The organism is Pseudoalteromonas sp. Isolate3, from assembly GCF_022398505.1.
GTDB lineage: Bacteria > Pseudomonadota > Gammaproteobacteria > Enterobacterales > Alteromonadaceae > Pseudoalteromonas > Pseudoalteromonas apostichopi.
The window spans coordinates 21,835-37,875 of the sequence record NZ_JAKEVN010000028.1 but is presented as its reverse complement, the minus strand read 5'-3'; the positions used below and the strand labels follow the sequence as shown (position 1 = coordinate 37,875).

Here is a 16,041-nt window from a genome sequence, read left to right as displayed (position 1 = left end):
TGCAACAAGTTCAATCCATTTAATAACAAAGAGTTATGCTAAAAATAGAAATAAAAATAGGATTTAGCTTACAGCTCACTATGGACAATGTCTCACACGAGAGTAGGAGATTTCGACATGTGTTAAATACAAAAAAAGCAGCTTGCGCTGCTTTTTTCACACTAATCACATATTAATACGGAGTATTTCTATCCGCAATCAGACTTTAGTGTAAGCCACCTAAGTATTTTGAAAGTACTTCGATGTCTTTATCTGTTAGCTTTTTAGCGATATCTTGCATCATACCGTTTAAGTCGTTATTACGCGTACCATCACGGAACTTTTCAAGTTGTGACTTGATGTATTCTGGATGTTGGAACGAAACTTTCGGAAATTTTGCTAGTGATGTACCGTTACCACGTGGACCGTGACAAGCAGCACATGCTGGAATACCGCGCTCAGCATCACCGGCTTTATAAAGCTGTTGACCCACTTCCACTACATCTTTAGGTGTTGTACCTTCAGACATATTTAAAGAAGAGAAGTAAGCAGCTAGGTCTTTCATGTCTTGATCGCTAAGCGGCATAGCCATACCACTCATTACTGGATCCATACGACCTTCTTTGCCTCCAGATGTCATACCTAATTTAAACTCTTGTAATTGTTTATAGATATAATCTGCGTGTTGGCCTGCAATTTTAGGGTAGATATTAACCGGTGCATTACCGTCTGGGCCGTGACAAGCCGCACACGTTGCCGATTTCTCTTTACCTGCGTTTACATCGCCATCAAATGCTGTTGCGTTGCTTGCTGACAACGTACCAAGCAATATAGTTAAAGATAGTGCTATTTTTTTCATGGTGAATTCTCTGTTTCCGACCCTGTATCATCTACAATATGGATGTTGTGATTTCTATATTCTACACGATAATAAATTCTCTGGCACGTTTTCTGCCCACATTAAGCTCATAATTTATAGGGATTTGACTTAGATTAAGTTTCTACTTAGTAATTTTCCTAATTTAAAGCCAATTTAGCACGCTTAAATACGCTTTTGAATGCTGCTTTAATAGTATAAAATACGTGCCTTAAGTGGAAATTAGCCACTGCTTGTTATTTTTTATAAAAGACTAGGAGAGCCTGTGCTCAAATCTCGTATCAAATACAACACTGCGTCCTTTGTTACCAGCGCACCTGATATCTCACGCTTACCTGCTGATACGGGGATTGAAGTCGCGTTTGCTGGTCGCTCTAATGCTGGTAAATCAAGTGCTCTAAACACTTTGACTGATCAAAAGTTAGCTCGAACTTCTAAAACACCAGGTCGTACTCAGCTGATCAATACCTTTGAACTTGATGCCGATAAACGCCTTATCGACTTACCGGGTTACGGTTTCGCTAAAGTACCTATCGAAATGAAGAAAAAATGGCAAAAGTCGCTAGGTGAATACTTACAAAAGCGTCAAAGCTTAAAAGGTATCGTTGTTTTAATGGATATTCGCCATCCGTTAAAAGATTTAGACCGTGACTTAATCGACTGGGCCGTTGGTAGTGAAATTCCAGTGCTGGCACTATTAACTAAAGCCGACAAACTCAAACAAGGCGCACGTAAAGCGCAAGTTTTACAAGTTCGCCGTGAGTTAAGTAGCTTAGATGGTGATATTACAGTTCATGCCTTCTCTTCATTAAAAGGCACAGGCTTACCTGAAGTTGCTAAAAAGCTAGATGAGTGGTTTTTAGGACCCATTGAAGTTGAAGCTCCTGAGTCTGACGAACAACCAGAAGCTTAAACACTTAGGCTAAGTAATAACGCTTGGCTAATGATTCTAAATAATAGCCCTGCTCATCTGAGCAGGCTATTTCAGCCCACTGATAATACACATTTCTCGATACCCGCGCAGCCAAGCCATGTACTAATTGTACATAAGGCACGCTGACACCTTCAAATTCACGTAATACCAATGGTTGCTTTGCTGATACGAGCCATGCACGCTGCAAATTATCGACACAACAAAGCGCAGGACCTTGCTCTGTGTCTTCAAAACGCCAATCAATAATAACAAAAGGCACATCATCGACTGTAATGGCCATTTTCTCGACCGGCGTTTTTAAAAAATAAGTATCAACTTCTTTGCAAAGAACTGAGGCAAAGAGCTTAACCATTGCCTCGCGTTTTATTTCACTGCCGGCATAAAACCACCGCCCTTGCGCATCAATCGTCATTGGCAATTGCCCACAATTTTGTGGCTGCCATTGATCAAAGGGTTTATCGGGAGCCTGAAGAGCGGCTTCTAATTCGGCAAGTGATTGCATTATTTATCTTTATCAAGCGTCAAAGAGAATGTCACAGGTATAGCTGTTGCAATAGATGGTAGACCTGCAAGCTTTTGCAGTTCGCTAATACCTTCTGTTACTTTGAAATCACTCGCATTAATAATAACGGGTGTAAAAGATGATACGGTTACATCGCCTTTCGGTGACATATTAGCAAGCACATCAATTGTTAGGTCTTTTTTATTGCCATGAAAGTCTAACTCAGCCTTTAAACCTTTAAGTACATGTTGGCCAGGCTCAAGTTTTAACAATGTTTTGCTTAAATCAGCAGTTAACACAGCATTAGGAAATTTAGCCGTTTCAAATAACAGCTTAGTCATGCGCTCATTGCGGATAGGGATCAGTGTTTCAACCGATGCCAGGTCGATCATCAACTTAAATTGACCTTGCTCATCTAGTGTTCCAGATACTTTTTTGAAATGATGCGCTTCTGCAACTGAGTTCTTTTTGATAGACACAAAGCTCACGTTGCTTTGCTCATTATTAACTTGCCAGTTTGCGCTGGCTAAAGGGGCAACTAAAATACTCGATAATGAAAAGGCAGCAATTGCCATAGATTTAAACATAACGCATTCCTTCGAAAGTAAATAAGAATCACTTTGATGGTATCACTTGCGTTGATTTGTGCAATGAATTGTATGATAAGAGAAAGAAAAAGCGACTCACTCAACAAGGAGTGAGTCGTTATAGCAAACTGGGGAGAAGCTATCAATACGTTGCATCCTTTCAGATGCATCATCAACAGGATGTCCTACAGGATGAGGACGGCGCGGACTTTAGCAAATACCAGATTAAAAATAAATTGCACAACCGCAGAAACAACACAAATTGATAAAGATATAACGAAACACTAAAACCATCTTTTCTTGTTTACCTTAAATTAACATTACAGCGAGCCGTAATTTAGGGTAAAGTGAATTTAAAGCACGCTAAAATCAGACTTTTTTAAGGCTTGTTAGTGATAAAAATTGCAGTAGAAGAGTAAAAGGTATGAAGAAAATCCCCTTATTTTTATTTGTTACCTTACTTTTTTTCATGAATCCTTGCTGTCATGCAAAAAAAACAACGACACAATATCCTGTTGTTTTAGTTCACGGGCTAATGGGTTTTGATAATTTACTCGGCCTCGATTATTTTTATAATATTGCAACCAGTCTCAACCAAGATGGTACCTTGGTGTTCACACCAGCGGTCTCTGCTATAAATAGCTCTGAGATACGAGGCGAACAATTACTCACTCAAGTCGAAACAATTTTAGCATTGACAGGTGCCAAAAAAGTAAACTTGATTGGCCACAGTCAAGGAGCGCAAACTGTGCGCTACGTTGCATCAACTAGACCTGATCTTATTGCCTCCGTAACCAGTATCGGAGGGGCAAATTATGGTAGTGAAATTATTGATCTTATTAATCAAAAACTGCCAGCAAACTCTCAAGCACAACATGCAGCCCAGTTAATATTTGATGCGCTTGGTGGTGTTATTTCACTACTATCAGGTAACAGTGAATTACCACAAAACACACTTGGTGCATTAAATAGCTTAAGTACTCAGGGTGCGAACACATTTAATCAAAAATACCCTGAAGGCTTACCGGTAAATAAATGCGAGCAAGGTCAGATAGTTGCCGAAAATGGTGTGTACTATTTTTCGTGGAGTGGTACAGCAGCACTCACTAATATACTGGATCTAACTGATTTGCCCATGCTACTTGGCTCATTACTCATTTTAGGAAAAGATGATGGCCTTATATCACGCTGTAGTAGTCATTTAGGCTATGTAATTAAAGATAATTATGAAATGAACCACTTAGATGAGATTAATCAGTTTATTGGTTTACACAATTTTCGTGAAGTTGACCCTATTGAGCTTTATCGTCAACACGTAAAGAGATTGCGGGAGTTGGGGTTATAGTTAACGAGTAATGATTTATTTTTGGTTAAGTAGGGTCGCTCGAAGCGATGTTCTATATAGAAGCGATCAGCCTTCAGCGGTCAGACGCGCGAAACAAGTTTCACGCCTACCTGTAGCAGCGGCTTTATGCCGCGACCCTTACATTGGAAGCTAGATTCGAGATAAAAGGCGATATAACGGTCAAGCAAATCGCTAACTTTTAGTCTGAAAGCTGACGGCTGATAGCTGACAGCTCTCATTTATTACGACTATTAGTGAGCTTGCTGCCAGTTGTCACCACTGTCGGCTTCAACAATCAATGGCACATCGAGAGTAGCAGCTTCTGACATTAACTTACATATTTCAGCTTTATACTCATCAACACACTCTTCTTTAATTTCAAAAACTAATTCATCGTGCACTTGCATTAGAAGCTTCACTGAACCTTCAGCTTGTGCATTCACCCATTGATGAACTTTAAGCATCGCTTTTTTGATAATATCTGCGGCCGTGCCCTGCATAGGTGCATTGATAGCAGCACGTTCTGCAGCTTTACGACGAGCACCGTTACGTGCATTGATTTCTGGTAAATGTAAGCGACGACCAAAAATCGTCTCTACATAGCCTTTCTCAGCTGCTTTTTCACGAGTTGTTTCCATGTACTCAAGTACGCCTGGGAAACGCTCAAAATATTTATCAATATAATGTTGTGCTTCATGGCGTGGCACATCTAATTGACGTGATAAACCAAATGCCGACATGCCATAAATTAAGCCAAAGTTAACCGCTTTTGCTTTACGGCGCATATCGCTGGTAACCTCTTCAAGACTTACCCCGAAAACTTCTGCTGCTGTTGCACTATGAACATCTAAGCCATTTGCAAATGCAGTGAGTAGGCCTTTATCTTGTGATAAATGCGCCATGATACGTAATTCAATTTGGCTGTAGTCGGCCGCCACAATTTTATGGCTAGGAGCAGCAATAAAGGCTTCACGAATACGACGTCCCTCTTCTGAACGAATTGGAATATTCTGTAAGTTAGGATCAGTTGAGCTTAAACGCCCTGTTGCTGTTACTGCTTGATGATAAGAAGTATGCACTCGCTTAGTGCGCTCATTAACCATTAGCGGTAGTTTATCTGTGTACGTTGATTTCAGTTTTGACAAACCACGATGCTCAATAATCACCTTAGGTAATGGGTAATCATGAGCTAATTCTTGCAGCACTTCTTCTGCAGTTGAAGGTGCACCCTTTGGTGTTTTCTTGATAACAGGAAGCTCTAACTTTTCAAACAAAATCGCTTGTAGCTGCTTAGGCGAGCCTAAGTTAAATTTTTCACCTGCAATATCATAGGCTTCTTGCTCAAGTTCTAATAAGCGTTCACCCAAACGTTGGCTATGAGCTGCCAGCATGTTGCTATCAATTGCAACACCTGTACGTTCAATATCAGAAAGCACAGAAACGAGAGGTAATTCTATGTCTTCAAATACCGACTTTAGCTGATTATCTGCATCAATTTTTGGCCATAAAACTTGGTGAAGACGAAGTGTTATATCTGCATCTTCAGCGGCATACGGTGCCGCTTTTTCAAGCTCAATTTGGTTAAATGTTAACTGCTTTTTACCTTTGCCAGCGATATCTTCGAAGCTAATATTTTTGTGGCCTAAGTATTTAAGTGCCAGTGAGTCCATATCATGACGGCTACCTACACTATTAAATACATACGACTCCAGCATAGTGTCATACTTAATGCCTTTTAGCTCGTAGCCAGCATTCGCTAACACACTTTTATCGTATTTTAAGTTTTGTCCAACTTTCGCTTTGTTTTCGTCAGCTAAGATTGGGCCAATTTTTGCCATTACAGTTTCTAAACTTAATTGATCTGGCGCACCTGGATAATCATGTGCTACCGGTAAATACGCCGCTTCTCCTGCTTTAATTGCAAAGCTCATACCGACCAATTGCGCTTGCATATAATCGAGGCTGGTTGTTTCAGTATCAAAAGCAAAAAGTTCGGCATCATTTAACTGCGTCACTAAGGTATCAAGCTGTTCTTCAGTTAAAATTGTTTCATAATGCGCATCAGCAACTTTTGGTAATTCGTTAGCTTCTGTTGGTACATCTAAATGAGTGTCAGCATCTTTAGGGTTCTCAAGTAGTTCAGCTAACCAGCGGCGGAACTCACACTCACCATAGAGTGCGATAAGTTCGTCACGATTAGGTTCTTGCAGCTTAAAGCTTTCTAGATCCGACTCAACGTCAACATCACACTTAATTGTTGCTAATTCATAGCTAAGTGGCAGATGATCAAGTGCTGCAGCAAGCTTTTCACCAATTTTGCCTTTAATTTCACCAGCATGATCAATTACACCTTGCAATGATCCATATTTTTGCAGCCATTTCACCGCTGTTTTTGGACCACAGCCATCAACACCTGGAATGTTATCAACTTTGTCGCCCATTAAGGCAAGATAATCAATGATCAGCTCAGGGCCAACACCAAACTTCTCAACCACAGTGTCTGGATCTGAAATGCTATCAGTCATGGTATTGATCAGCGTGACATGCTCATTAACAAGCTGCGCCATATCTTTATCGCCGGTAGAGATCAGTACATGACGTTGCTGCTCTGAAGCAATACGCGCAAACGTACCAATGACATCATCAGCCTCAACACCTTCAATACTAATAAGCGGAAAACCCATTGCTTTAATAATGTTATGCAGTGGTGCGATCTGAGTGCGTAAGTCATCCGGCATTGGTGGGCGATTAGCTTTATATTCGCTATACATGTCATTTCTGAAGGTTTTACCTTTGGCATCAAATACCACCACCATGTGTGATGGATCATATTGCTTGATCAAACTCTTAAGCATATTAACTACGCCATAGATTGCGCCTGTCGCTTCACCTTTTGAGTTAGTAAGGTGTGGTGGCGAATGATATGCACGGAATAAATAAGAAGAACCATCAACAAGAATAAGTGGATTTTCAGGGATCTGAGCCATGGTGAAATTGGATCCTAATTGAATAACATTAAATTGTTTGTAAGCATGCCATAAGGCCATCAAGAAAACGACTGTGAATTATTAACCAATAGAGGTTTATTAAAGAGCAAGCTGTGGATAACTTTGTAGATAACAGACAGAGTGAATTCTCCCAAAATGAAAAAACATTTAGGAAATTTTAGTAAGTTCATGTTTTGATTTAAAAAAGATATTACGACGTTCTTTTTTTATTATTTTAGTCCGATGTGGAAAACGGTTTTAGTAGCGATAACCTTTTGCTTATTCGATACCGAATTAACATCCCTTTTCATAACCGGGGGAGTATTCTAGCATAATGGATCAAAGATCATAGCGATCCTTTATACTTTTTTTTTCGTTAGTAATTTATAAAAAGGCATAAACAGCTATTCATAACGCTTTGCGAGTTATCGAGCTACAAAAATTTTTTATTTTGTCGGCTGACTCGTATCCTTGTTAAACTAAAGCTAATCGCATTAAGGAGAGTTCAAAAATGAAAAAAGTGGCAGTTATTTTAGCAGGTTGCGGCGTTTACGACGGCGCAGAGATCAATGAGTCAGTATTAACTTTATTACATATAGCCAAAGCAGGCGCGAGCTATGAGTGCTTCGCACCTGATATTGAACAAATGCATACCATTAATCACCTAACAGGTGAAGAAATGGCACCTAACCGTAATGTGTTAGTTGAAGCTGCTCGCATTGCACGTGGTGAAATTAAAGCCCTTACAGAGCTAAATGTAAATGAATTCGACGCTTTGATTGTACCAGGTGGTTTTGGTGCCGCGAAAAACTTATCAGATTTTGCAGTCAAGGGCGTAGATGCCCAAGTTCAAAGTGATGTACTTACAACAGCGAAAGCCTTTGTCGAGGCCAATAAAGCGGCTGGGTATATTTGCATTGCCCCTGCGATGCTTCCACTTATATATGGCAAGGGTGTCAAAACCACCATTGGTAACGACGCTGATACAGCAGCAGCTATCGAGCAGCTTGGCGGTGCACATCAGAACTGTGCAGTTAATGAGATCGTTGTTGATCAGCAGCATAAAGTGGTCACAACCCCTGCTTATATGTTGGCACAAAGCATTTTAGATGCTGACGCAGGTATCGAAAAATTAGTAAAAAAAGTATTAGAACTCGCTTAATAATCGGGCAAATAGCCAGCATCTAATGCAGGCTTTTCTTGCGCTAACGCAAAAAATGAAGGTTTTTCTATAGAAAAAGCCTTTTAGATCATTTTATAAATTGTGGCTTAGCGTTATAATCGTTCTAATTTCCGTCAGATATCGTGATTGATCACGTTCAAATCGAAGTGAGCAAGGCAAAATGAAAAAACTATCAGCTGCATTATTACTGCTAGCAACAACGGCATATGCACAAGCGTATGACAACTCTTTGACTGAAGATGCAATTAAAAAGCGTCTAGCGCCAATTGGTTCTGTATATCTAGAAGGTGATAAAGCTGCGGCCGCTGCTGAGCCTACAGGTCCTCGTTCTGGTGAGCAAGTTTACCAAGCAGCTTGTTTTGCTTGTCATGGTACTGGCGCACTAGGTGCTCCTAAATCAGCTGATGATTGGGCTCCTCGTATCGCTAAAGGTAAAGATACACTTTTAGATCACGCGCTTAACGGTTTCAACGCAATGCCTCCTAAAGGTACGTGTATGGATTGTTCTGAAGATGAAATCAGCGCTGCTATCGATTTCATGACTAGCAAATAATAGTTTTAAAACTAATACTAAGGGCTTAATTTTATTAGGCCCTTTTTTTATGTCTATTTTAAAGCGCTAAGCTAGCTCTGTAGCCAATTCAGACCCATAATAAATTACCATTTTGTTAACATCTGTTACTTGACGATCTAATAAAAAAGTGGAACTATATAGGACGAAATTTAAACAACAATAAGTTCTGGTTCTAAATCATTGGAAGATTCAGCAACACACATTGATAAGCTAGCCCGTAAGAATGCTCGCTTAAAATCGCTTTTACAAAAGTATAAGCAATCACATCACTTGCAAAATGCTCTTTTACAATTATCAGAGCAAGCAAGTACTGTTGCCGAATTAACCCTGCTCTATCCCGCTATTCATAATATTTTACAAGACTATATTCCAAGTAAAAACTTTTTCGTTGTATTGCATAACCCGGTTTACGATACTCTTGAGTTGTCTTATTTCGCTGATGAAAAAGATGGTCTTTCTGTACCATTAAAGTATGAGCAGTACTTCAAAGAAGGCTTAACGGGTTACGTATTCAAGCAAGGTAAAACCAGCTACTTTACCAAACAACAGACTGAGCAAGCTGTTGAACAAGGCTTACTTAAATGTTTTGGTACACCTGCAGAGCACTGGGTGGGCGTACCCGTCTACCGTGAAAAAGTCATTATTGGCGTAATGGTTGCGCAAAGCTACGACATAAACCAATGCTATTCAGAGCAACAAATTGAATTGCTAGAAGCTATGTCACTGTACTTAGCAACAGCAATTGAACGAGTGAAAAAGCGTGAACTACTAGAGTCTGAAGTTAAAATTCGAACCCGTGCATTAACTCAAAGTAACCAAGCACTTAACGACGAAATTCAACAGCGCAAAAATGCTCTCGAACGCCAACAACTGCTATTCAAAATATCAGAGCTGGCAACGCAAAGTAAAAACCTTGACGATGTATATCAGCATGTTCATAGCATTATCAAAAATATTACCTATGCAGATAACTTATACATCGCATTGTATGACCAACAATCTCATTGGTTGAGTTTTCCTTATTGCGTCGATGAGTTTAACGATAATGGCAAACCACGACCATTTGCTAAAGGCTACAGTGAACTGGTTCTCAGCACTGAAAAGTGCCAAGTCATTGACAGTGAAAGAGCAAAAGAGCTCATCAAACTTGGCGTTGTAGAGAGGCCCGTTAATGTTCCATCAGAGCGCACAGCGACTAGTTGGTTAGGTGCTCCGCTCAAAACTTCGCAAGGTGTTATAGGTCTCATTGTTTGCCAAGCTTATAATAATAAACATGAGTTTAGTCAGGATGATTGTGAGCTAATTACGTTTGTATCACATCAAATTGCGAACGTTATCCAAACTCATCTAGCCAACCAAGAGTTAAAGCTCAGTCACCAAAAATTGGAACATCGAGTCACTGAAAAAACTAAAGAGCTTCGCCAAGCTAATATGCACCTGCAAATGCAAATTGAAGAGCGAAAAAAAATAGAACAACAGTTGTATCACGATGCACACCACGACTCATTAACTAGTTTACCTAATCGCAGTTTGTTCTTAACTCAGCTTGAAAAAACATTGCAGCATTACCAGCGCTACCCAGAGCAGCAATTTGCGGTGCTATTTATTGACCTTGATAAATTTAAAGATATAAACGATCACCTTGGTCATCAGGCAGGTGACCAATTTTTAATTGGTGTTGCAGAGTCTTTCTCGCATTGTATTCGTGAGCATGATCTACTCGCACGCTTAGGTGGTGATGAATTTGTGGTATTGCTAACTCACTTAACTGAACAACAGCAAGCCCAAGATGTTGCAAAACGTATCATCGAAATTATGAAAAAACCTTTCTGTATGAAAGGTCAATGTATTCAAAGTGGTGCCAGTATTGGTATCACCTACTCAAAACCAAGCTACAAACACACTGATGAAATTATTCGCGATGCGGATGCCGCGATGTATTACGCCAAAAATGCAGGCCGAAATCGCTTTGAGTGTTTTCATCCACTGCTTAATGCCAGTAATGTACAGCATGATGTAGAGAATATGCATCACCTAGATGATTTGCCTATGCACTTTAGATGTGCAGAAATCATTACCTTGGATGAAAAAACTCACGCTGAGTCTTTACTAGAAGCATTTGGTGAGCACCCTGTGCTTGGTAGCACTAGCTTTGAAGTCCTCAAAAAATTTGCGACCGATCGTGTTCAGCACTTTGAAGTTGAGCTTAATCTACTAAAACAAGCCTTTTCCCTAGCAAGTAACAGCCAACTCGAAAAAGTACTGTTTTCTTGTTCTGGATTAGTTTTAGAGCGTATTAACTTTCAGGCACTGTGTAAGTTATTAAACGCACACGATTCAAATAGAATGTGTTTATTGTTCAACGAACAAGAAATTCGTTACGCTTCAGCGATACAAATTGAAAACTTAAAAAGCTTGGTCGCACAAGGGTTTTCGATTGGTTTAAATGAATTTGCTAAAGATCGCTGTGAGTTAAACTTATTAACTGAGTTCCAGTTCGATTACTTATTGTTGAGTTCAACATTCAGTAAGCGTGTTCTACAGCAAGAGAATTATCATTTGCAACTACAAGGTGTTTTAGCTATCACTAAGCTGCAAAATATCCAAGTAATAGCTAAAGGTCCGTCGATTTTTAACTACCGCACTTTGCTAGATAAGCACGGATTATCGCTGTTTATTGGTAAACAGCATGCGCTGGCTCCCTTCGAGCACGAAGCACCTAGCGCACAATTCATTACTTCTTAAGCATCGCTCTTAGATTAGCCACTCGTGCCTGGCCTTTCTCCATACGCTCAGCTTGTGAGGAAGGTGGCTTCTTCGCTTCAAAGGCTAAGTCATCTTGTGGTAACTCCTGCACAAAGCGACTTAGCTCTGTGTCTGAGGTTTCACCAAACTGACGACGTATTTTAGCATAGGTCATTACTAGCTCTTGCTGGGCGCGTGTAATTCCTACATAGGCAAGACGACGCTCTTCTTCAACGTTATCTTCATCAATACTTACTTGGTGCGGTAATAAGCCCTCTTCCATGCCAACCATGAACACATACGGATACTCTAAGCCTTTTGAAGCATGTAATGTGAGTAATTGCACGGCATCAGATTCGTCCTCTTCTTCGTTACGCTCAAGCATATCGCGCAAGGTCAGTTTACTAACCACCTCAGCAAGGTTCAGCGGTGGGTTATCTGCATCACCTGTCAGCATATCGGTGATCCAACGATATAGCTCTGAGACGTTTTTCATGCGCATTTCAGCAGCTTTTGCACTCGGTGATGACTCATATAGATAAGCTTCGTAATTAATTTGTCTAACTAGTTCTTTTACTGCTTCAAGGGTATCACCCCGAACTGCATTATCAGATAGCTCAACTACCCAACGGGCAAAGCTAGCTAAGGCATTAAAGCCACGCCCTTTTAATCGGTGCGCAAGCTCAGGCTCAAAGCATGCAGCAAATAAGCTGATATGCTTTTCATTAGCAAGGGTACCTAGCTTTTCCAGTGTGACAGTACCAATCTCACGACGTGGCGTATTAACAATACGTAAAAATGCGTTGTCGTCGTCTTGATTCACCAATAAGCGCAAGTACGCCATGATATCTTTGATTTCTGAGCGAGAGAAAAACGACATACCGCCGCTGATTTTATAAGGAATACGGTTACTCATGAGTGCTTTTTCAAACACTCGCGCTTGGTGGTTACCACGGTATAAAATCGCATAATCTTTATAACTAGTGCGCTTCATGAATTTATGAGAAATGATCTCTGCAACCACTCGCTCAGATTCATGCTCTTCATCTCGGCAACCAATTACTTTAATGGGCTCACCATAACCAAGTTCACTGAATAGCTTTTTATCAAACTCATGCGGGTTATTAGCAATCAGAATATTTGCAGCTTTAAGAATTCGTCCAGCACTTCGGTAGTTTTGTTCTAGCTTAATTAAACGTAAGCCCGGAAAATCTTTACTCAATAGCACCAGATTTTGTGGCTTTGCACCACGCCATGAGTAGATAGATTGATCATCATCGCCTACCACGGTAAACCGGGCTCGTTCACCCACTAATAGCTTAACTAGCTGATACTGACTAGTATTCGTATCTTGATACTCATCCACCAGCAAGTAACGAAAACGCTGTTGCCAGCGCTCACGTGCCGTGACATTTTGACTAAGCAATAAAGTTGGGATCATGATCAAATCATCAAAATCAAGGGCATTATAGGCGCGCAGTTGATTTTGATAACGAGCATATAACTGAGCAAATAACGCTTTTTGCGGCTCACGGGCTTCGCGAACAGCACGCTCAGGTAGAATCAATTCGTTCTTCCAACTACCTATTTGCATCTTCAGCAGGTTAAGTAAATCTTTGTCCTTTTTAAGCTCTTCTTCAGTCAGCTCAGCTAATAACTGGTTGGTATCTTGGTCATCAAACAACGAAAAACCAGGTTTAAAACCTAAAGTAGTTAACTCTTTTTTGATAATCTCAAGCCCAAGCGTATGAAACGTTGAAACCCATAAGCCTTTCGACTCTTGCTTGCCCAGTGTTTGCGTTACACGCTCACGCATTTCTTTTGCAGCTTTATTGGTGAATGTAACTGCGGCAATATTACGTGCTTGGTACTCACACTTTTGCACCAAGTAAGCAATTTTATTAGTAATAACACGCGTTTTACCTGAACCCGCACCGGCTAATACCAGACACGGTCCACTGATATATTTTACCGCTTCATCTTGTTTTGGGTTGAGTTTCATAAGCCCCTAAAGAAATTATCCAAAGATAGGACGGGCAATTTTACCGTAATCACTACACTACGCCTAGCCAATAAGGTAAGATTGTTTTTTTACGTGACTCAAGGGACGAAGATGATTAACCCAGCAAAACTTGAAGAAATCGCTAAGCAAATCACTGATAACATGCCACAAGGCGTGAAAAACCTTGCCGAAACAGTCGAAGGCAAGACTAAGCAAGCTATTCAAAACAAACTTGCTGAGATGGACTTTGTAAGCCGTGATGAGTTTGATATTCAAAGCCAAGTACTTATTCGTACTCGTGAGAAACTCACTGAGCTTGAAGAGAAAGTTGCTTTACTTGAGCAGCAACTTGCTAGCAAACAAGACGAACAATAAAAAAGAGAGCTAATTAGCTCTCCTTTTTTCTACCATATTCGGTATTAACTTTTTTCGGCAACGCGTTCGAAAACACGCTTAACCGCAATTCCGTATGTATCACTGGCTTCTTCAGCACAAGTTACTACCGACTCTAAATCATTAAGGTGGCCATTGGCTAAACCATAAACCCAACCATGGATTGTTAAATCTTGACCTTTTGCCCAGGCATCTTGGACGATATTAGTACGGCAAACATTACGTACTTGTTCAATAACGTTGAGTTCTATCAGGCTATTTAAACGCTCTTGTTCTGGTAATGAGTTGAGTTGTTCAATGTGTTTTTCTTTTACATCACCTACATGACGAAGCCAGTTATCAATTAAACCAAAACTCGCTCCGTTCAATACCGCCTGTACACCACCACAACCATAGTGGCCAACGACCATTATGTGCTTCACTTTAAGTACTTCAACGGCATATTGCATCACCGAAAGACAGTTATGATCGGTATGAACAACGACATTTGCTACGTTTCGATGAACAAATAACTCTCCAGGTAGCAAGTCTACTATTTCATTTGCAGGTACACGTGAATCAGAACAACCGATCCACAGGTACTCTGGATTTTGCTGCATTGATAGAATTTTAAAAAACTCAGGATCACTTTCACTCGTACGCGCAGCCCAACGTCTATTATTTTCGAATAAATTTTTTAACTTTCTCATTGCGCCTCTTTACGGTATTTAATAATTAGCTTGGATCAAGATATTCCTTGGTGTCAGCTGCTTTTCACAAAACGTACTAACTGTTACTTGATAACCTTGTTGTTGCAAATATAAAGCACGATCGAGCACGAGCCAAACTTCAATTGCCCTTCTGAATACATGTCGGACGAGTTCAACTCGCTCAGTAACCCTTTTGCGTTTTTTACCTATAGTTAAAAACTTATTGTAATCAATACCTTCAGGCAGTGATAATGATTTTTTCTCAGCAGCCCATAAACAAAATGAACCAAAAGAATCAGAAAAAATAGCTTTGTTCACTGATGGCACACTTACATAGTGCATTTCACCAGTGAGTGATTTACGTAATGCATCAAATCCAAGTCGCCATTCAACTTCTGTTTTTCTTACCTTATCAACTCGGCTTGGTGCGGTCACAGTTTCTTGCAGCGCTAGTTTTAAATCACGATGAGTAAGCGCAAGCTGGCTTTGTTTTGCAGGCTCGCTCATTGCTTGATAGGCGTTATCTGTGAATAAATGATAACAACATGGTGAAAAGCTGATTTGCTGGGTTTTCGCTTTGCTCGCTTGCTGCATAAATGTTTGATGCAAACGACCACAGGCATGTAAAGCAACTGCATGCTGCTGGCGCTCAAAAAAACCATCGGTGTCGTCGGTTAATACATCAGCTTGTGAAAATTGCATTGCCAATTGCTGTTGCTTAGCACTGTGCTGACCTTGATCACACAAGTGTTGTTGTAGCTCAATGCTATGTACACTTGGCGCTCCATTAAATGCCAACATACGACCTAAATGCCCCTTACCTGCGCACCATTCTAAAACGGGCTGGTTAAATGACTGCTGACTAACAGCTGCAACAAAGTCTTGTAATTGCTCAAATTTACGGCCTTTAATGCCATTACTTATCCAAAACGGAAACTCATTACGAGCCAAATTGATAGCAGGTAACTCACACAACTCAGCCAGCTGTTCAATGTTTTCAATTTCATCAGCAAAATAACGATATAAAGCTTGCTGATCGGCATCTAGTTCACTCACTTGTTGGTCATCCAGCGCCCATAATAAGTGGGCTAATTCAGGCCAAGGAAGATCATCAAAATCAAATGCGGTACATTGCCAGTATTGGCGGGTTGAAAATAGCAGTGCATCTAAGGCAGCAAAGTGCTCGGCAAGTGTCATAACTACTTAGCGACAAGAAATAAAAAGCAGTATAACAGTTTTTATCT

13 protein-coding genes are annotated in these 16,041 nt (G+C 40.3%); 6 read left to right on the top strand and 7 right to left on the bottom strand.

What is annotated here, in order from left to right:
* Positions 1 to 205 precede the first annotated feature (205 nt).
* Complete coding sequence (locus L1D46_RS08145) at positions 206 to 838, bottom strand: c-type cytochrome (RefSeq protein WP_054561153.1); 633 nt, start codon at positions 836 to 838, stop codon at positions 206 to 208.
* Between the two features lie 283 nt (positions 839 to 1,121).
* Between L1D46_RS08145 and yihA the strand changes: the two genes are divergently transcribed.
* Positions 1,122 to 1,769: a ribosome biogenesis GTP-binding protein YihA/YsxC gene (gene yihA, locus L1D46_RS08140; protein WP_130049872.1), complete on the top strand. Its 648-nt coding sequence runs from the start codon at positions 1,122 to 1,124 to the stop codon at positions 1,767 to 1,769.
* Between the two features lie 4 nt (positions 1,770 to 1,773).
* Here the strand turns inward: yihA and L1D46_RS08135 are convergent, their stop codons facing one another.
* Positions 1,774 to 2,292 carry a DUF1285 domain-containing protein gene (locus tag L1D46_RS08135; protein ID WP_130049873.1) on the bottom strand — a complete coding sequence of 173 codons (519 nt, stop codon included), beginning with the start codon at positions 2,290 to 2,292 and terminating at the stop codon, positions 1,774 to 1,776.
* Positions 2,292 to 2,879, bottom strand: a complete 588-nt coding sequence (locus L1D46_RS08130) for a YceI family protein (protein WP_130049874.1) — start codon at positions 2,877 to 2,879, stop codon at positions 2,292 to 2,294. Before L1D46_RS08130 ends, L1D46_RS08135 begins: the two co-directional genes overlap by 1 nt.
* Positions 2,880 to 3,303: 424 nt before the next feature.
* On the opposite strand from L1D46_RS08130, the gene L1D46_RS08125 reads away from it, so the two are divergent.
* Positions 3,304 to 4,224: a triacylglycerol lipase gene (locus tag L1D46_RS08125; protein ID WP_239977293.1), complete on the top strand. Its 921-nt coding sequence runs from the start codon at positions 3,304 to 3,306 to the stop codon at positions 4,222 to 4,224.
* Between the two features lie 251 nt (positions 4,225 to 4,475).
* On the opposite strand, the gene polA is transcribed toward L1D46_RS08125, so the two are convergent.
* On the bottom strand, positions 4,476 to 7,211 hold the full coding sequence (gene polA / locus L1D46_RS08120) for a DNA polymerase I (protein ID WP_239977292.1): 2,736 nt from the start codon (positions 7,209 to 7,211) through the stop codon (positions 4,476 to 4,478).
* Positions 7,212 to 7,722: 511 nt separating this feature from the next.
* Here polA and elbB point away from each other — a divergent pair.
* The 3 genes from elbB (at position 7,723) to L1D46_RS08105 (ending at position 11,713) form a co-directional block, all read left to right on the top strand.
* The gene (elbB, locus tag L1D46_RS08115) at positions 7,723 to 8,373 is read left to right on the top strand and encodes an isoprenoid biosynthesis glyoxalase ElbB (RefSeq protein ID WP_130049877.1); all 651 of its coding nucleotides are present in this window, start codon (positions 7,723 to 7,725) and stop codon (positions 8,371 to 8,373) included.
* 181 nt (positions 8,374 to 8,554) lie between these two features.
* Positions 8,555 to 8,947, top strand: coding sequence for a cytochrome c5 family protein (locus L1D46_RS08110; RefSeq protein ID WP_130049878.1), 393 nt, complete (start codon positions 8,555 to 8,557; stop codon positions 8,945 to 8,947).
* A 201-nt stretch (positions 8,948 to 9,148) separates the two neighbouring features.
* Complete coding sequence (locus tag L1D46_RS08105) at positions 9,149 to 11,713, top strand: diguanylate cyclase (protein ID WP_130049879.1); 2,565 nt, start codon at positions 9,149 to 9,151, stop codon at positions 11,711 to 11,713.
* On the opposite strand, the gene rep is transcribed toward L1D46_RS08105, so the two are convergent.
* Complete coding sequence (gene rep, locus L1D46_RS08100) at positions 11,703 to 13,715, bottom strand: DNA helicase Rep (protein WP_239977290.1); 2,013 nt, start codon at positions 13,713 to 13,715, stop codon at positions 11,703 to 11,705. The two genes, L1D46_RS08105 and rep, sit on opposite strands and share 11 nt — an antisense overlap.
* A 111-nt stretch (positions 13,716 to 13,826) precedes the next feature.
* On the opposite strand from rep, the gene L1D46_RS08095 reads away from it, so the two are divergent.
* On the top strand, positions 13,827 to 14,090 hold the full coding sequence (locus tag L1D46_RS08095; RefSeq protein WP_054561163.1) for an accessory factor UbiK family protein: 264 nt from the start codon (positions 13,827 to 13,829) through the stop codon (positions 14,088 to 14,090).
* A 44-nt stretch (positions 14,091 to 14,134) separates the two neighbouring features.
* Here L1D46_RS08095 and can read toward each other — a convergent pair whose 3' ends face one another.
* Together can and L1D46_RS08085 are read right to left on the bottom strand one after the other, a co-directional pair.
* Positions 14,135 to 14,797, bottom strand: coding sequence for a carbonate dehydratase (gene can / locus L1D46_RS08090; RefSeq protein ID WP_130049881.1), 663 nt, complete (start codon positions 14,795 to 14,797; stop codon positions 14,135 to 14,137).
* A gap of 18 nt (positions 14,798 to 14,815) precedes the next feature.
* Positions 14,816 to 15,994, bottom strand: coding sequence for a methyltransferase (locus tag L1D46_RS08085; protein ID WP_130049882.1), 1,179 nt, complete (start codon positions 15,992 to 15,994; stop codon positions 14,816 to 14,818).
* Positions 15,995 to 16,041: the final 47 nt, after the last annotated feature.